We start from the raw sequence: 16,199 nt of genomic DNA on the forward strand, positions 1-16,199 counted from the left end.
GAGAATCTCGCCACCATGCTCAGGTATCTGCCCTTCCTGCTGGTCCTGGCTCTGTGGATCTACGCCTTCGTGGACTGCCTGAACACGCCCGAGGAGGACGTGCGGGGCATGCCGAAGCTGGCGTGGGTGTTCGTGATCCTGCTCTTCGGCGAGGTGCTGGTCGGTCCGATCGCGTGGCTGATCGCGGGCCGGGCGCGGCGCACCGGGGCCGAGTCGACGGCCGCGCCGGGCCAGTGGATCGCGCCGGACGACAACCCCGAGTTCCTGAAGTCCCTGAACAAGGACGACCTCAAGGACGACCTCAAGGACGATCCCAAGCCCGAGTGACGTCACGCGATACGTGCAGGTTGTACGCCGGTGAGCGGCCCGGTACGGACAATGCGCCTCTGGGCCCGGACCGGCAGGAACCGGACACTTACCTCGCATGACGACTGCTCCCGCCGACTCGACCGGCACCCTCGCCCCCGAATACGGTGACAAGGTCATCGCCGTAGAGACGGCCGGTGCCGAACCGATCCCCGACGCCGAACGCCATGGCAGCCCGCTCCAGCTCCTCTGGACCTGGGCCTCCCCGAACATCGAGTTCGCGACCGTCTACATCGGCGTGATCTCGGTCCTCTTCTTCGGCCTGAGCTTCTGGCAGGCGACCGCGGCGATCGTCCTGGGCACGGGCCTGGGCGCGATCACGCAGGGCTTCCTCTCCCTGGACGGCCCGCGCTTCGGCGTCCCGCAGATGGTGATCGGCCGCTTCTCCTTCGGCTTCCGCGGCAACATCATCCCGTCGGCGGCCAACGGCCTTGTGGCGGGCGTCGGTTGGTTCGCGGTGAACAGCGTGAGCGCGGCGTTCGCACTCAACACGCTGACGGGTCTACGACCTCTCCCGTCCCTGCTGCTGGTGGTCGTGGCGGAGATCCTCATCGGCTTCATCGGCCACAACTTCGTGCACACCTTCGAGAAGTACGCGTTCCCGGCGCTCGCGGTGATCTTCCTGCTGGCCGGCGTCTGGACCTTCAAGGACGCGCACCTCGGCGGGGGCGGCACGGGCGGCGGAGTGGGCGGTTTCCTGCTCGCGCTCAGCGCGGCCTGGGGCTACGCGGCGGGCTGGAACCCGTACGCCACGGACTACGCGCGCTACCTCCCCCGCACGGCGAACAAGTTCAAGACGGTCCTGTACCCGGCGCTGGGCCTGTTCGTCTCGGTGACGTTCGTGGCGGTGATGGGAGCGGCCTCGGCAACGCTCCTCGCCCCCAAGGACGCAACCCCGACGGCGGCCTTCACCGGCCATCTCCCGTCCTGGCTCGCCAACTTGGTGCTGCTCGCGATCATCCTCGGCGCGATCTCGGCGAACGCCCTGAACGTCTACTCCGGCGCGATGTCCCTCACGGCGCTGGGTCTGAAGCTCCCCGCGTGGCTGAACCGCAGCGTCCTGGTCGTGGTGTCCGGAGTGGCCGGTACGGCGGCGGCGTGGGCGTCACTGTCCGACGCGGGTTCGGCGTACGAGGCGTTCCTGCTGGTGATCGCGTACTGGGTGGCGCCGTGGCTGGGCGTGGTGCTGGTGGAGCGCTGGTTCCAGTCACGCGGCACGACGACAACTTCGGAGCTGGCCCCCCGCCTGACCGACCCCACCTTCACCAACTGGCCAGGCCTGGCAGCCCTGTTGATCGGCATCGGCGTCTCGGTCCCGCTCTTCTCCAACCAGGAGGACTACGTCGGCTACGTCCCGAAGCACTGGCCGTCCTTCGGCGACAGCACGCCGATCGTGGGCTTCGTGCTGAGCGCGGTGCTGTACGTGGCGTTCACTCGTATCGCCGGACGGACCTCGACGCCCGCCTCGACATCGGCGTCCGCTCAGGCCGAGGCCTGACGGTTGTAGAACGGGACGGTCCGGTCCCACTCCTCACGCAGGGTCTTCTCCATGAAGCTCTCCAGCAGGCCGCCGACGCCGAAGATCTTCGCCTCGTAGGTGAAGTCCAGGCGGAGGCGGCTGCGGACGGCGTCGACGTCCTCGACCCTCAGCTGACCTTCGTGGCGGATCTTGTCCGCCTGGCTGCTCGGCGTGACCTTCCAGGTCCACAGCCGGTCCGCCTTCTCGAAGGTCCCGTCCTCGACCTCGCTGAAGTTGGCGCCGAGCAACTTGGTCACGGGGTCGGGCAGTTGCAGTGAGCGCTGGAACACGGTGCGCCGGACAACCCGCTCGTCGCTCTCACGCCGCCCCGACATCGAGTAGCTCTTGTACGCCAACTCGCCCTTGTACAGGTCCTCTTCACGCGCCGAATCAAGAAACCAGACGAAGAACCCGTCGGGAGCACCGGCCACGTCATAGGTAAGGGTGAACTTCATACACGCAAAGTATCAGCGCAGGCACGCACCGTGAGCGGCAGTGAACGCAGACCAAGCGGAACGGGTGACGACCAGCACCGGGCCGTTGACCAACTTACTGTCACGCACCGGCACCACGGCGGGGAAAGCGGGGGCGATTTCCACGCAGTTGCCGCCGTTGTCGCCGCTGTAGCTGCTCTTGATCCAAGCCGCCGCGCTCAACTCATGCCTGTCCATGACGATCAGGGTTAGGCATGAACTACCGCCCAGCAAAGGGGCGTTCAAGTCAGCGAAGAGCACCCGTGAACGCCGACCAAGCAGCACGAGTGACGACGAGCACCGGGCCCTCGACGACCTTGCTGTCACGCACCGGCACCACGGCGGGGAAAGCGGAGACGATTTCCACGCAGTCGCCGCCGTTCTCGCCGCTGTAGCTGCTCTTGACCCAAGTCGCCGCGCCGAACTGGTGCCTGTCCATGGTGCTCGTAACCCTCCATCACGTCGCTGATCAGAGCGGCGGATTCGCGGGCTGACAGGATGTCCGCCCTGAGCACATCATAGGCCTGGCTGTGCCTCGCGAAGACGGCCGGATCGTCGCTGAAATGGCCACGATCCAGCGACTCCGAGTACACCCAGCGGTGCCCATCAGGCAGTTCGATCAGCGACATCGACACGTTGGGGCGCAGAAGTTCGGGGTAACCCGCTGGAGCCACCTGGATACGGATGTTGGGGCGTCGACCGACACTCAGCAGGTGCTCGCACTGCTTCCGCATGACCTCCGCGCCTCCCACCGTGTTGCGCAGACAACTCTCGTCCAGGATGGCGACGTACAACGGGCCGTCCTCGGCGAGGAAGCGCGGTTGGCGGCTCAGCCTGGCCCGAACACGCTCCTCCACCTCCTCACCGCTCGCGATCCGGGAGAACAGGGCGTGCGCGTAAGCCGGCGTCTGCAACAGCCCTGGCATGACGCGCTCTTGATACGCCCGCAGCGCGACAGCTTGCGCATCCATCTCAGCTCGCCGCTCGAACCAATCGGGGTGCTGCACCTCGGGATACCAGTCGATCTGGCGCCACATCCGCAGCAACGCCCCACCCGTGTGCAGGATTTCGTCACACGTCTTCGCGAACGACTCCTGCGGAACCCGTGTGCCCGCCTCGATCTTGGCCACATGCGAACGGTCGCAGTGAAGCTGCCGGGCCAAAGCCTCCTGCGTCAGCAACTCGGTCTCGCGATAGAACCGGAGTAAGTCGCCGAACAGCACCGCGTTACTGACCCCGCCCGTGGCCTCCGCGTTGCGATAGGTCACCGAACCCGCCCCCCTCCGTGGCAATAGCCCAATGGCACGCGCCAAGCATTGATACGCACCGTTCCCCTGGGCGACTCTCAATACACCCAGAGTGATGAAGTGGCCCCGGAGTGAACATGGTTGAGCCGATCGCGAACCAGATCGAACAAGGAACGCTCGTCTACGACATCAGTACGAACAAGGTGGGTGAATACCGAGGCGAGGCAGGCCCCTACGCGATGCTGCGCCCACTCGGCGGCGGCCGCGAATGGGAGGCCGCCCCGGAAGCCGTACGCCCGGCAACACCCCAGGAACGGCTGATCGCGAGCGTAAAGGCGGCCAACTCCCGCTCCTGGGTGGGAAATTCCGTCCCCTACGACATCACGACACCCCCCTCCCCCATCCCCGACTGCCAGGCCTGCACCGACCTCGCCGCCCTCCGCCACGAAGCCCGCGTCCGCAACGACGGCACCGCCGAGACCGACGCGAACGTCCTGCTCCGCCGGCACCAGCACCGCGACCACGAGATCCAGCACCGGCGAGTCTTCCGCTTCGTGCCGTACGCGATCGTCCAAGACCCCACCGCGGAACCGGAGTACGAAGCCCGCTGTGTCTCCGGCGACGAGTCCGACTGCGACGCCACGTCCGGCCCCTACGGCAACCCGGCCGACGTAGAGGAATGGCAACGCAAGCACACGCAGGAAACCCGGCACACCCGCTACCGCCGAAGCTTCGCGGACTACGCGGTACTGGAGCCGCAGGGGTAGGGGTGAGCCCCTGTTGATATGTGGCCGTTGGGCCACTCGCTTCTCAGCCAGTGTCGTGCTTCCACGGCCCGAGTAAAGGGCGCTCCCTACGGTCGCGTCGGCTACGCCGATTCCGCTCCGCTCCACCCTTGACTCGACCCGCTCCAGCCCGTTTCAGAAGCGAGCGAGCGGCCCGGAGGAACGGGTGGCCAAGGTGGGGAGACCCATACCTGTACTGCGTCGCGAGCCGGTGCGAGGGGACGCGTTCGCGTCTCGCCAGCACGCCGGGTGGGCTTAGCGACTGTCCGCCGGTGGGGTGGAGGGTGCATGAGGGCGTGCCGCGGTCTGACCCGCACGGCGCCTCGGCTTGAGCGGCCGACCCCGGGTAGGTAGGTGCTGGAAGCCGGGGGTAAATCTAACCACCATCATGACACTTTACTGGTTAGAAAAGAGCACAGGCTGCGGAGGTGTGGGTGGGAGGCGGGAGGCGAAGAACACGGTGCCGTAGCGCCGGGGCAGCTGCCGCACCGACAGCCGTTACCGACCGGGCCCGCGCGGCGATCCTCCGCCCCTTGGCCGCTTGCGCAGTAAGTCCCCACCGGCCGACAGTCGCTGAGCCGACCCGGCGTGCAGGCGAGATGCCGACGCGTCACCCTCGCCTCACCCCTGGCCTCTCTGGAGGCTGGGGTTATTTCTAACCGGTCAATGGTTGTTACGGTGGTTAGATTTACCCCCGGCTTCCAGCAACTACCCCCCCCAGGGTTGGCCGCTGAGCCAGCCCGGCGTGCTGGCGAGACGCGAGCGCGCCCCTTCGCACCGGCCGGCAACACGGTTCAGGCAGGGGGGTCCCTACCTGGCCACCCGTTCCTCCGGGCCGCTCGCTCGCTTCTGAAACGGGCTGGAGCGGCCCTAGTCAAGGGTGGAGCGGAGCGGAATCGCCGAAGGCGACGCGACCGCAGGGAGCGCCCTTTACTCGGGCCGTGGAAGCACGACACTGGCCAAGAAGCGAGTGGCCCAACGTTCACATACCAACAGGCCAGGCATCGACATGGCCCCGCCTCAGGACACGGCAAGAACGCAGAACTCGTGCCCCTCCGGATCCGTCAGGCACGTCCACGAGACATCGCCCTGGCCGAGATCGAGGTCACTTGCCCCCAGCCCCTTCAACCGCCCCACCTCCGCCGCCTTGTCGCCACCGGCATACGGCATCAGATCGAGATGGATGCGGTCCGGCACCTCCTTCGCGCCAGGCACGCGGAGGAACTCCAGATACGGCCCGACCCCCTCGGCGGAGCGCAACGACGCCTGATCGTCGGAGACTTCAAGGACGGCCCAGTCCATCGCCTCGCCCCAGAACCCTGCCATCGCACGCGGGTCCACACAGTCGACGACGACCGCAGCGATCGGCCCGGTGTCCCGATAGGTCTCCCGAGGCTCCAGCACGCAGAACTCGTTGCCCTCAGGGTCCGCGAGGACGGTCCAAGGGACATCGCCCTGGCCCACGTCGACGGGCGTCGCGCCGAAAGACCGTAGACGCGTGACCAACTCCGCCTGGTGGGCCGTAGAGGTAGTCGCGAGATCGAGGTGCAGACGGTTCTTCGTCGGCGTCTTGGATTCCGGGACGGGGATGATGTCGATGCCGAGACCGACCGGCTCGGGCCAGACGAGGCCGCCGCCCGGGCCGACATACGTGGTCACGCCAGGGCTGAAGACGCTCCAGCCGAGCGCCTCCGCCCAGAACTGACCGACCGCCAAGCCGTCAACAGCCTTGATGTTCACCTGAACGGGTCGCAGCGCCATGCCGCCGATCCTATGCACCACCCAGACTCAGCCCACCGGACCCACGGCCATCCGTATCCCCCGAAACGGACGGACGCGGGCCCGGCTACCACCAAGTCTGGACCGCCGAATAGCCAGACCGGAAGGGGATTCCAGAAATCTGCTCTAGAAATTCACTCTAGAACCGGCTTCCCAATACGCTGTCCCGCATGAGCCCCAAGCAACACCGCGGCGAGGTCACCGCAGACCTGCTCCTCGACGCCGCGCTACGCCTGTTCGCCGAGCAGGGCGAACAGGGTCTTACCGTCAACGCCGTGACCAAGGCCAGCGGTGTCAGCCTCGGCAGCCTGTACCACCACTTCGGCAGCCTGGACGGCCTGTTCGACGCGCTGACGGAGCGCTGGCTGAGCCGGTTGCTGGGCGAGTTGATCACGGCGATGCAGGCGACCCGCACGGCCAGGACCGGCATCCGCGCGATCGTACGGACGCATCTCGCCTTCGTCCGCGAACACCGGGACGCCGCCCTGCTGTTGCACTCCGCCAGAACCGACCAGCGGAACATGATCCAGGCCAGGGAGCTGCGTGACTCCCAGGAGGCCAGACTCTCGGTGTTCGCCGTCTGGGTCCAATCCCACGTGGATTCAGGTGAGTTGGCCCCACTGTCGCTGCCCCTGCTGGAGTCCCTCGTCCTGGGCCCACTGGTCGGCGTCGTCCGCCGCTGGCTCTCCGGTATCGACGACATCGAAATCGACCTCGACGAGGCCGCCCGCGTCCTCCCGGACCGCATCTGGCGCTCGGTCGCCGCGGACCCGACCTGAAGTAACTCTGGACAATCCAGGGCGAATTTTGACACGGTCGACGCCATGCCTCTCAGCGCGGACCTCGCCTTCCACACCGTCCAGAGCCCGTACTCCGACCCCGGCGCCCTGGCCCACCTCTACACCGGCCTCCCCCGCGACCCGGCCCAACTCGCCCGCATCACCCGCGACTTGCTCATCCACCGCCTGGAAGACGGCTTCTACGACCACACCCACCCCACCGACCGCCTCCACAACGACGCCGAGAGCCGCTACGTCGACGACATCCTGCGCATCGTCGTGGCCCGGAACGACACCCCGCTCAGCCTGCCGCGCGAACCCGGCGACCGGTTCGTCGGAGTGTGCCGGGACTTCTCGCTCCTGCACTGCTCGTTCCTGCGGCAGTTGGGCATCCCGGCCCGCATCCGTTCCGGCTTCGCCGACTACTTCAACGCGCCCGACACCGACGTCTCCAGGCTCTTCCACGGCGATCACGTCGTCACCGAGTACTGGGACGACGACCGCGGCTGGCTCCTCGCCGACTCCCAGCTGACCGACCCCGTCGTCACCGCCCACTGGAACGTCGACTTCGACCCGATGGACGTACCCCGCGACCGTTTCCTCGTCGCGGGCGAGGCCTGGCAGGCCATCCGCACGGGCGGCGCCGACCCGACGACGTTCGGCCTGCACCGGCCGGAGGAGGGCCCGTTCTGGGGCGAACGCTTCGTCGCGGGCAACATCCGCCTCGACCTCGCCGCCCTGAACAAGGTGGAGACCCTGTTGTGGGACGTGTGGAGCGAGGACGAAGGGAAGCCCGGGGAGCCGTTGCCGGAGTCCTCGCGGGAGTTCTACGACCAGGTCGCCCCGGTCGTCAGCGGTGAGGTCGCCTTCGACGCCGTACGGAGACTCTTCACCGAGGACGACACCCTGCGCACCCCGCCCACCGTGACCTGCTACGCACCCTTCAACGGCCCCAGCGAAGTCACCCTGCGCCAGAGCTGAATCTCACGCCACCGTCCGCAGCCCCCGTACCTGAGCCGCCCCCATCCCCCGCACCACCCGATGCGCGCACACCGCCGCCAGCAACTCGCCCAGCAGATCGGGATCGTCGATCTCCAGGCCGAGCAACGACTCGATGCGTTCCAGGCGCTGGTAGAGGGACTGGCGGCCGATGTGCAGCAGGGCTGCCGTCCGCGTCGGCGAGCAGCCGTGCCGTAGATGAACTTCGAGCGTCCGCACCAGGTCGCTGGGATGGGCCGCCTCCCACGCCAGCAGCGGGCCCAGCGCGTGCTGCACCAGCCTCGCCAGGCGGTCCCGGTTCGCGTCGATGCCGCCGCGCGTCAGCTCACGTTCCAGGGCCAGCGCTCGTGCCGATGTCACCAACGGGCCCTCGGGGAGGGCGGGTTCGGCCGCGGGGACCGTCAGCGCCAGTTCCAGTGTCGTACGGGCCGCCCTCAACGTGTCGCTCCAGCGCAGCCAGCCGCTCCCGGCCTCGACCGCGTGCCCCACCGCGACCGTCAGCCCGGGGTCCGCAGCCGTACGGAACGCCTCCTGGACCGCCCGGATGGGGTCGCCCGAGACAGACCCCGGAAGCGCGAGCAGGGCCAGGACGTCACCCGGGAACGCCGCCCGCAGCACACTCGCGCCACCCAGGAGTCGTACCGCCCGGTCCACGGCCGTCACCTCGCGTGTGCCGTGGACGGAGACTCCGATCAGGCGGGCGCCCGGGCCGGGGTGGAAGCCGGCCAGAGCGGACCTCGCCTCGACCTCCGGTTGGTTCAGCGCGGCGCGGTCGGCGAGGTCGGCCAAGAGCGCTGCCGTGTGGTCGTCGCCCCACGGTCGTACGACGGAACGGCCGGACAGGCCGCGGGCGACGATCGCCCGGTTGGCGGCCTCGGTGATCCGTACGAAGGGGACGACCCGGTGGAGAGCCAGCAGGGGAAGGCCCAGGCGGCGGGCCTCGTCCGTGACCTCAGGGGGCATCGTGGGGAGGGAGCGGCCGATCTCGACCGCCAGGCCGGACGCGCCCCGGGCCGCCAGCTCGCGGACGTAGCGGCGGCGGACCTCGGCGTCCGTGTCGGTGAGGCCGAAGCCGTTGGTGAGGAGGAGTTCGCCGCCGTCGAGGAAGTTCGCGCCCTCGTAGACCTCGCTGGAGTGGACCCAGCGCACGGGGCGGTCGAGCGCGGCCTCGCCGGCCAGGAGTTCGGGCTCGGTGGCACGCACCGGGTCGAGGGCCAGGACCTCACGGAGGGTGAGTGCGGGCACGGGCACCTCCAGGGGCGCTGACAGTTCGTCCGGGTACGGGATGCGGGGAGAGTACTTTCCGCACGTTGCCCTCGTGTTTCGCCCACTGGAGAGTGAAGACATGAAGCCTTTGGATCAGGCACAGGCGAGCGCCTGGCTCGCCACCGCCGTCGCGGAGGCCCGCGCCGGGCTCGGCGAGGGCGGCATCCCGATCGGCGCCGCGCTCTACGGCGCCGACGGCACCCTGCTGGGGCGCGGCCACAACCGGCGCGTCCAGGACGACGACCCCTCGATGCACGCGGAGACGGCAGCGTTCAAGGCGGCGGGGCGGCAGCGGTCGTACCGGGGGACGACCATGGTCACGACCCTCTCGCCCTGCTGGTACTGCTCCGGGCTGGTGCGGCAGTTCGGTATCTCGCGGGTCGTCGTCGGCGAGGCCGCCACCTTTCACGGCGGGCACGACTGGCTCGCCGAGCACGGTGTGGAGATCGTCCTCCTCGACGACCCCGAGTGCACCTCGCTGATGCGCGACTTCATCAAGAACAACCCTGCACTCTGGAACGAGGACATCGGTGACTGAGCCCCAGACCCAGCCCCAGACCGAACCCCGCATCCCGACCATCGACCTCGGGCCCTGGATCGACGGGGACGAGCGGACGCGGAAAGACATCGCCCGTACCGTCGACGACGCCCTCCAGACGGCCGGGTTCCTGCTCGTCACCGGGCACGGGGTCGACCCGAGTCTCCGCTCCCGGATCCGGGAGGCCTCCCGCGCCTTCTTCGCCCTCCCCGTCGACGTCAAAGAGGCCTACTCCGCCAAGGTCGGCGGGCGTGGCTGGCTCGGGCCCGGTGCCGAGGCCAACGGGTACTCGGAGGGGACCGAGACCCCGCCCGATCTGAAGGAGTCGCTGACCTTCGCCACGCACAAGCCCTTCGACGACCCGGAGATCAACGCGGAGTGGTACGCGCCCAATGTGTGGCCGGACGAGGTGCCCGAGCTGCAAGCGCTCTGCGAGGAGTACCTCGACCGGATGGGCGAGCTGGAGAAGCAGCTGCTGTCGCTGCTCGGGGTCGCGCTCGGGCTCGAACCCGACTTCTTCTCCCAGCACATGGACCATCCGACGTACGGGTTCAACATCAACTGGTACCCGGGGGTCGAGGTCGTCGGGGAGCCGGAGCCGGGGCAGTTCCGGATCGGGCCGCACACCGACTTCGGGACGGTGACGATCCTCGACCGGCAGGCCGGGAAGGGGGGACTTCAGGTCTTCACCGATGAGGGCGGGTGGGAGGACGCGCCGTTCGATGCGGAGGCGTTCACCATCAACATCGGTGATCTGATGGCCCGTTGGACCGGGGACCGGTGGCGGTCCGGGCGGCACCGCGTGCTGCCGCCGCCCGCCGACGCGCCCGCCGAGGAGCTGATGTCGCTCGTGTACTTCGGCGAGTGCACCCCGGGCACGCTCGTGGAGTCCGTGCCCGCGCCGGTCGGGCGGGTGGCGTACGAGGCCGTCGACTCGCATGTCTATCTGCGGGAGAAGCTGGACTCGATCACCGTCGACTGAGGCTGCCTAATTTTCTGTCGGTTATGTTCGCTGTTCCGATATTTTCGTAACCCAACGGACACCACGCGATCTGGTCCGAAACAACTCCCCCTATTTACCCTGGTGTTGATAGACAGGTTCCGGTGCCAGGCGACCGCTCAGGGGGAGATGCGGTGGGAAGAGGGCTGCATGGACGCGGGGCGCTGTTCGAGGCACAGCCGCCCGGTCTCGCCTCGCGCCTGATCGGCCTGCGGCCGTACGAGCTGCTCACCTCGCCGTACGAACATCCGGAACCGCCCTTCGTGGTGCTCGCGGGCGCGCGCGGGCTCGGCAAGAGCATGGCGCTGGCCGAGTTGCGGAGCGCGTACCGCGGGCACACGCCGGTCGCGCTCATCGACTGCGAGGCGGACCGGCTGACCCGGCTGCCGGACGGGCGACCCGCCGCCACCTGGTCGCCGGTGTGGCAGGCGCTGGCGACCGTCGCGGAGCAGCTGCGGGAGCCGGTGGTGCACGGGGCCGGGAGCATCGACTTCCCGCGCCTGGAAGCCGGGTTGCTGGCCGTGTGCGCGACCGGGTGGGGCTCGCGGGACGAGGACAGTGCCCGCGAGGAGGCCCGGCGCATCCTGCTGCTGAGCGACCCGGCGCGGCGCTGGGCGGTGATCGCGCAGGGCTGGGCCGGCAAGGTCGCCTCCCGGCTGATCGCCAATCTGTCGGGGACCGGGCCGGTCGGCCAGGCCGTCATCGAGGCGACCCTGGACACCCTCTTCGACCTGGTGTGGACGCCGAACGGGCTGCTGAAGGCGGGCGCGGACTGGTACAGCGCCTACCCGGGCGCGAGCGGTGACGCCAAGCGCGGGCTGATCGAGATCGCCCGCGACTTCCGCGCCGACGGCACCTCCCGCGCGGACGCCGAACGCTGGCTGCTGCGCGCCCTGTTGGCCGATCTGACGGACACCTACGGGCGCCGGTGGGAGCGGATGCGCCGGGTGGGGCGGCCGGTCGTCCTCGTCGACAACGTGCAGTCGGGGCCCGGTCCCGGGCTGATGAAGGCCGTACTGCGGGAGCGTGCCGACGGCACCGGTGACCAGGTGGTGTTCTTCGCCGGGCTGCGCGGCCGTCGTCACCCCGAACTGCCGGACGCCGTACGGCATCCGCTGCCCGAGGTGGCGCGTGCGAGCGGCTGGGTGCCGGGGGCCTCGCCCTCGTCCCGGGCCTTGTTGGTGACCTTGCCCGCGCTGACTCCCGAGGAGGCGCGGCGCGTCATCGCCGACATGTGCGCCACCGACGCCGACGGCTCTACGCGTGTCGAGGTGCCGCCCCAACTGCCGTACGCCATCCACCGGTTGACGGCCGGCAGTCCGCTGGGGGCCGCGGTGCTGGGACAGGCCGTACGGCAGAACCGGCCCGCGGGGGCGGTCAGTCCGGGCGAGTTGCTGACCGCCGGGCTCAAGCCGGACGGGGACGCGGAGGGTGAACGGCGGCCCGTGTACCGGGAGTTGCTCGACCGACTGGTGCCGCCGGGACTCGCGGAGGAGCTGGCCGTGCTCGCCACCGCGCACGACGGGGACTCGGCGCGGGCCCTGGCCGAGGCCCGGCTCGGGGACAGTTTCGGGGCGGCCGGGGTGAACCGGCTGCGCACCCAGCTCACCGCCGAGGGACTCCCCCCGGCCGAGGGCTACTTCGTCGGCGACCCCTTCCTGCGCACCCTGCTCCTGCTCCGCCTGCACCTCGACGACGCCGACCACGGCCGCTGGCGTGCCGTCCACCGCTCCCTGCTCTCGCACTACGACGGCCTGCCCGGCAACCCGGACACCCCGGCCCGCGCCCGCTACCGCCTGCACCACGAACTCGCCCTGGGCGACACGGCGGACGCGGTCGCGTACCTGCGCAACACCTTCCGCACCATCACGCCGTACGCCTGGCTGGAGACGCTGCTGTTCGTCACCGCCGCGCCCTACTACCACGCGCACGATCCGCACGGCCGGGACATCGGCGCGCCCGGCGACCACCGCAAGGCCGTCGCGCTCGCCCGCACGGACGCCGAGGAGGACCCCCCGGCCGGTGTGGACCCGGCCCTGCATCTGACGGTACGGCGGCTGCTGCACGCGGTGTGGCAGGTGACGGATCCGCTGGTGCTGCCGGACGAGGAGGTCGCGGGGCGGATGCACTTCGATCTGGAGCAGTTGTCGAACATCTGGCCCGCGGGCAGCGAACCGCTGTGGCGGGCCGCCCAGCAGTGGCCCGAACTGGCCCTGGCCGGGCGCCCGTTGAGGGTGCCGGGCGGCGACGACCGAGACGGGGGCGGACGATGAGAGCGTGGCCGCACGAACTGGTCCAGCGGATCCGGACGATCCCGCTCTACCGCTACACGGCCCTCGTGGTCGCCGCCGCGCTGGTCTTCGGGCTGGTCCAGCTGACCCGCACCCTCCTGCACGACGACCGCACCTGCGCGGCCGGGGTGGCCCGGCCCGAGGACAGTTCCGAGTGCGTGGGGGTGTCGACCTCCTCGTTCGACTTCGGGCAGCGTCAATTCGCCGACACCATCAGGGCGATGGACCGCGAGAACCGCACCCTCAAGGCGGGCACGTACGTCACCGTCGCGCTCTTCGAGCCGTTCACCGCGACCGACGCCGACACCATGAACGACGTGGGGCACGAGCTTCAGGGCGCCTATCTCGCCCAGTACCAGGCCAACCACGACGACAACGGCGAGACCCCGTACATCCGGCTGGTCCTCGCCAACCCCGGTGCCACGGGCGCCTATTGGGAGCGGACCGTCGACCGGATAGTGACGATGACGACCTCGTCCGACCGGCTGCGCGCGGTCACCGGCATAGGGACGAGCACCGACAACAACAAGAAGGCCGTCGCGGAACTGACCCGGCTCGGCGTCCCGGTGATCGGCACCTCCATCACCGCCGACGACCTCGCCAACGGCCAGCAGGGCAAGGACCCTTACCCCGGTCTGGCCCGCGTCTCCCCCACCAACACCGACGAGGCCCGCGCCCTCGCCGCCTACGCCAAGGTGACCGCCGACCGGGCCCTGCTGGTCTACGACAAGCCCGGCGACCCGTACACGAAGACGCTCCAACAGGCCTTCGCCACGCTGCTCAAGGGCTCGCCGTACGGCTCCTGGCCGTTCACCCCGCCCGCCGACCGCAGCCAGGAAGGCAGCACGCCCAACACCTTCCGGCAGATCGCCGACCTCGTCTGCGACACGGACGCCAGGCTGGACACCGTGTTCTTCGCCGGACGGCACACCCAACTCCGCCAGTTCATCAACGCGTTGGGCCGCCGCGGCTGCCAGTCCCGCACGTTCACCGTGCTCACCGGCGACGAGGGCTCGTACCTCACCGGCGACAAGAAGCTCGACCGCAGCGCCCTGCAACACGGCGTCGCCGTCCGCTACACGGCCCTCGCCCACCCGGACGCCTGGGTCAACAAGCCCCCGGCGACGGGTGGTTCGGCCCAGGACACCCGGGACCTGGAGAAGCTGGTGGCCACCGCCAAGACCTCCCCCGTCGGCCCGATCGGCCCGGCCTCCCTCGACGACGGCCAGGCGATCATCGCCTACGACGCGATGCGCCTCGCCGTCCACGGCATCCGCGAGGCCACCCCCGACCAGCGGAAGATCCCGCCGCTGGCCGACGTCGGCCTCCAATGGCCGCAGGTGAAGGGCTCGTTGCGGGTGAACGGGGCGAGCGGCTGGATCTGCCTGGACGTCCACGGCAACCCGTACGACAAGGCCGTACCGATAGTGGAACTCACCCCGAAGGGCGGCTCCCGCTTCGTGAGGATCGCCTGGCCGGAGGACAGACCACCCGCGAAGGACTGCCTGCCTCCGGCCTGAACACCGCTGTTCGCTACAGCCTGAACACCCCTGATTCCTACGGCCGTTCGCCCGCCTTGTCGACGATGGCCCGGCGCAGGACGGCGGTGTCGGCGGTGACCGTGCCCTTCTTCACGCCCGCGTTGTCCTTGGTGGCCACCTCGCGCTCGCCGAGGAACTCGTAGGTCTTCGCGTCGAAGATCCACTCGTCCCGGGTCGGGTTGTCGGGATCGTCGCGGCCGATGGCGACACCGGTCCGCCCTGCGGCGTCCTTCACGCCCTGGACCGCCGTCACCCCGGGAATCTTGGCCACGGCCCGAAAGAGAGCCGCGCTCTGCTCCGGCGGCACGATCGAATCGTGGAGCAGATCGCCGACCAGCACGAACATCGCCTGGTACTTCTCCTGGCCGCTGTACTTCGGGGCGGTCTTGGCGAGGTACTCGTACATCGCGGCGGCGTCGGTCGGCAGCGTCTTGACGTGGTTGTAGTAGGACGAGACCTCCCAGCCGCCGTTGCCCGACTTCAGCCAGCCCGGCTTCACGTCGACCGGGATGACGAACGGCTTCTCGCCCGCCTCCACCTTCAGCCCCTTGTGCAGACCGTCCACCGTCATCCACACCTCCTGCCGGTGCAGCGGCGCGATCTTCGCCTTCTCGCCCTCCTCGTACGCGGCGTAGGACACCTTGCTGTCCACGTACACGAACTGGTCGTCGCGGACCGTGCCGTAGGACTTCTCGTGCTCGGCCGCCAGCGCGATGTGCTCCAGGAGCGCGGTCGTCGCGCTGCTCGGCGGCTGCGCGGCCGCCGGGGCGGAGCCGGAGGACGGCAGGACGACGAAGGTGACGGCCGCGGCGGTGGCGACGGCGGTCGCGGCGAGCGCGGGGCGCAGCCACTTGTTCCGCCGGGAAGCGGGCGCGCTCTCCTGGACAGCCGCGGTGACAGCTGCGGTCTCGTGCCGGATCTCGGTCATCAGATGCTCCTTGAGGAGTCGGTGACGGCCCGGCGGAAGGTCTCTCTCGGGAAGTTCCGGGAGTTGATTCATCGTTGTCCCTCCCTCAGGGGCCCGACCGCACTGCCGCGGTCACCATTCATCTGTCCGTCCCGCAAGGGGAGTTCCACACTTTTCAGATGTTTCGCGAGCTTTGCGCGCGCCCGTGAGAGCCGCGACCGTACGGTCCCCACCGGCACCCCGAGCGCCTCGGCCGCGGCCCGGTAGTCGAGGCCGGACCACACGCACAGGGCGAGCACCTCGCGCTCGGCGCGGCGCAGGGTGGCCAACGCGGTGCGTACGAGGGCGAGTTCGGCGGTGTCGTCGAGGCGGGCGGCGACCTCGTCGGCGAAGTCGCGCTCGACCTCGTCACGGGGCAGCCGGGAGAGCGCCGCCGTGTGTCTTCGGGCGGCGCGGCGCGCGTTGCGCGTGACGTTGGTGGCGATGCCGAGCAGCCAGGGCCGTAGCGAACCGCCCTCCTCGTCGACCTTGCCGCGCAGGCGCCAGGCGTCCAGGAAGGTCAGCGACACGATGTCCTCGGCCTGCGCCCAGTCCCCCGTGAGCCGGAAGGCGTGGTTGTAGACGGAGCGTGCGTACGCGTCGAAGAGCTCGCCGAAGGCGTCATGGTCCCCCGCGCGGATGCGTTTCCTCAACCGCAGATTCGTATCCA

The 16,199-nt window shown here is 69.4% G+C and carries 17 protein-coding genes; 9 read left to right on the top strand and 8 right to left on the bottom strand.

Going from position 1 to position 16,199, the window contains the following annotated elements; all coding sequences use genetic code 11:
* Positions 1 to 15 precede the first annotated feature (15 nt).
* Complete coding sequence (locus OG194_RS19495; RefSeq protein WP_327402105.1) at positions 16 to 327, top strand: PLD nuclease N-terminal domain-containing protein; 312 nt, start codon at positions 16 to 18, stop codon at positions 325 to 327.
* A 97-nt stretch (positions 328 to 424) separates the two neighbouring features.
* The gene (locus OG194_RS19500; protein ID WP_327402106.1) at positions 425 to 1,864 is read left to right on the top strand and encodes a purine-cytosine permease family protein; all 1,440 of its coding nucleotides are present in this window, start codon (positions 425 to 427) and stop codon (positions 1,862 to 1,864) included.
* Here the strand turns inward: OG194_RS19500 and OG194_RS19505 are convergent.
* The 4 genes from OG194_RS19505 to OG194_RS19520 are packed head-to-tail and all read right to left on the bottom strand — an operon-like array spanning position 1,849 to position 3,626.
* Positions 1,849 to 2,340 carry a DUF2505 family protein gene (locus OG194_RS19505; RefSeq protein WP_327402107.1) on the bottom strand — a complete coding sequence of 164 codons (492 nt, stop codon included), beginning with the start codon at positions 2,338 to 2,340 and terminating at the stop codon, positions 1,849 to 1,851. The two genes, OG194_RS19500 and OG194_RS19505, sit on opposite strands and share 16 nt — an antisense overlap.
* Positions 2,341 to 2,352: 12 nt before the next feature.
* A complete protein-coding gene (locus OG194_RS19510) occupies positions 2,353 to 2,556 on the bottom strand; it encodes a DUF397 domain-containing protein (protein ID WP_327402108.1) in 204 nt (67 codons plus the stop codon).
* A gap of 49 nt (positions 2,557 to 2,605) precedes the next feature.
* Positions 2,606 to 2,725 (bottom strand): DUF397 domain-containing protein, encoded by a 120-nt coding sequence (locus OG194_RS19515; RefSeq protein WP_327402109.1) that lies wholly within the window; start codon positions 2,723 to 2,725, stop codon positions 2,606 to 2,608.
* Positions 2,682 to 3,626, bottom strand: a complete 945-nt coding sequence (locus OG194_RS19520; RefSeq protein ID WP_327402110.1) for a helix-turn-helix domain-containing protein — start codon at positions 3,624 to 3,626, stop codon at positions 2,682 to 2,684. The genes OG194_RS19515 and OG194_RS19520 overlap by 44 nt, the downstream gene beginning before the upstream one ends.
* A 116-nt stretch (positions 3,627 to 3,742) precedes the next feature.
* Here OG194_RS19520 and OG194_RS19525 point away from each other — a divergent pair, with 116 nt between their 5' ends.
* On the top strand, positions 3,743 to 4,372 hold the full coding sequence (locus OG194_RS19525; protein WP_327402111.1) for a DUF7848 domain-containing protein: 630 nt from the start codon (positions 3,743 to 3,745) through the stop codon (positions 4,370 to 4,372).
* Positions 4,373 to 5,410: 1,038 nt separating this feature from the next.
* Here OG194_RS19525 and OG194_RS19530 read toward each other — a convergent pair.
* On the bottom strand, positions 5,411 to 6,151 hold the full coding sequence (locus OG194_RS19530) for a VOC family protein (protein WP_327402112.1): 741 nt from the start codon (positions 6,149 to 6,151) through the stop codon (positions 5,411 to 5,413).
* 188 nt (positions 6,152 to 6,339) lie between these two features.
* Here OG194_RS19530 and OG194_RS19535 point away from each other — a divergent pair, with 188 nt between their 5' ends.
* On the top strand, positions 6,340 to 6,948 hold the full coding sequence (locus OG194_RS19535) for a TetR/AcrR family transcriptional regulator (RefSeq protein ID WP_327402113.1): 609 nt from the start codon (positions 6,340 to 6,342) through the stop codon (positions 6,946 to 6,948).
* A gap of 45 nt (positions 6,949 to 6,993) precedes the next feature.
* Positions 6,994 to 7,929, top strand: a complete 936-nt coding sequence (locus OG194_RS19540; RefSeq protein ID WP_327402114.1) for a transglutaminase domain-containing protein — start codon at positions 6,994 to 6,996, stop codon at positions 7,927 to 7,929.
* Between the two features lie 3 nt (positions 7,930 to 7,932).
* On the opposite strand, the gene OG194_RS19545 is transcribed toward OG194_RS19540, so the two are convergent.
* Positions 7,933 to 9,192 (bottom strand): PucR family transcriptional regulator, encoded by a 1,260-nt coding sequence (locus OG194_RS19545; protein ID WP_327402115.1) that lies wholly within the window; start codon positions 9,190 to 9,192, stop codon positions 7,933 to 7,935.
* A gap of 100 nt (positions 9,193 to 9,292) precedes the next feature.
* Between OG194_RS19545 and OG194_RS19550 the strand changes: the two genes are divergently transcribed.
* From OG194_RS19550 to OG194_RS19565, 4 genes are all read left to right on the top strand, one after another.
* Positions 9,293 to 9,751 carry a nucleoside deaminase gene (locus tag OG194_RS19550; protein WP_019061264.1) on the top strand — a complete coding sequence of 153 codons (459 nt, stop codon included), beginning with the start codon at positions 9,293 to 9,295 and terminating at the stop codon, positions 9,749 to 9,751.
* A complete protein-coding gene (locus tag OG194_RS19555; protein WP_327402116.1) occupies positions 9,744 to 10,733 on the top strand; it encodes an isopenicillin N synthase family dioxygenase in 990 nt (329 codons plus the stop codon). Before OG194_RS19550 ends, OG194_RS19555 begins: the two co-directional genes overlap by 8 nt.
* A 152-nt stretch (positions 10,734 to 10,885) precedes the next feature.
* Complete coding sequence (locus OG194_RS19560) at positions 10,886 to 13,024, top strand: hypothetical protein (protein ID WP_327402117.1); 2,139 nt, start codon at positions 10,886 to 10,888, stop codon at positions 13,022 to 13,024.
* Entirely contained in the window at positions 13,021 to 14,562 is a 1,542-nt protein-coding gene (locus OG194_RS19565; RefSeq protein ID WP_327402118.1) for a hypothetical protein, read from the top strand. The genes OG194_RS19560 and OG194_RS19565 overlap by 4 nt, the downstream gene beginning before the upstream one ends.
* Positions 14,563 to 14,599: 37 nt before the next feature.
* Here OG194_RS19565 and OG194_RS19570 read toward each other — a convergent pair whose 3' ends face one another.
* Positions 14,600 to 15,583, bottom strand: coding sequence for a CU044_5270 family protein (locus OG194_RS19570; protein WP_327402119.1), 984 nt, complete (start codon positions 15,581 to 15,583; stop codon positions 14,600 to 14,602).
* Entirely contained in the window at positions 15,580 to 16,182 is a 603-nt protein-coding gene (locus tag OG194_RS19575) for an RNA polymerase sigma factor (RefSeq protein ID WP_327407133.1), read from the bottom strand. Before OG194_RS19575 ends, OG194_RS19570 begins: the two co-directional genes overlap by 4 nt.
* Positions 16,183 to 16,199: the final 17 nt, after the last annotated feature.

The sequence above is a fragment of the Streptomyces sp. NBC_01288 genome, from assembly GCF_035982055.1.
Lineage (GTDB): Bacteria > Actinomycetota > Actinomycetes > Streptomycetales > Streptomycetaceae > Streptomyces.

Coding starts and splice junctions, on each gene's coding strand:
- OG194_RS19510 (WP_327402108.1), bottom strand. CDS start 2,556: ATGGACAGGCATGAGTTGAGCGCGGCGGCTTGGATCAAGAGCAGCTAC.
- OG194_RS19570 (WP_327402119.1), bottom strand. CDS start 15,583: ATGAATCAACTCCCGGAACTTCCCGAGAGAGACCTTCCGCCGGGCCGT.
- OG194_RS19550 (WP_019061264.1), top strand. CDS start 9,293: ATGAAGCCTTTGGATCAGGCACAGGCGAGCGCCTGGCTCGCCACCGCC.
- OG194_RS19535 (WP_327402113.1), top strand. CDS start 6,340: ATGAGCCCCAAGCAACACCGCGGCGAGGTCACCGCAGACCTGCTCCTC.
- OG194_RS19565 (WP_327402118.1), top strand. CDS start 13,021: ATGAGAGCGTGGCCGCACGAACTGGTCCAGCGGATCCGGACGATCCCG.
- OG194_RS19500 (WP_327402106.1), top strand. CDS start 425: ATGACGACTGCTCCCGCCGACTCGACCGGCACCCTCGCCCCCGAATAC.
- OG194_RS19495 (WP_327402105.1), top strand. CDS start 16: ATGCTCAGGTATCTGCCCTTCCTGCTGGTCCTGGCTCTGTGGATCTAC.
- OG194_RS19540 (WP_327402114.1), top strand. CDS start 6,994: ATGCCTCTCAGCGCGGACCTCGCCTTCCACACCGTCCAGAGCCCGTAC.
- OG194_RS19525 (WP_327402111.1), top strand. CDS start 3,743: ATGGTTGAGCCGATCGCGAACCAGATCGAACAAGGAACGCTCGTCTAC.
- OG194_RS19505 (WP_327402107.1), bottom strand. CDS start 2,340: ATGAAGTTCACCCTTACCTATGACGTGGCCGGTGCTCCCGACGGGTTC.
- OG194_RS19530 (WP_327402112.1), bottom strand. CDS start 6,151: ATGGCGCTGCGACCCGTTCAGGTGAACATCAAGGCTGTTGACGGCTTG.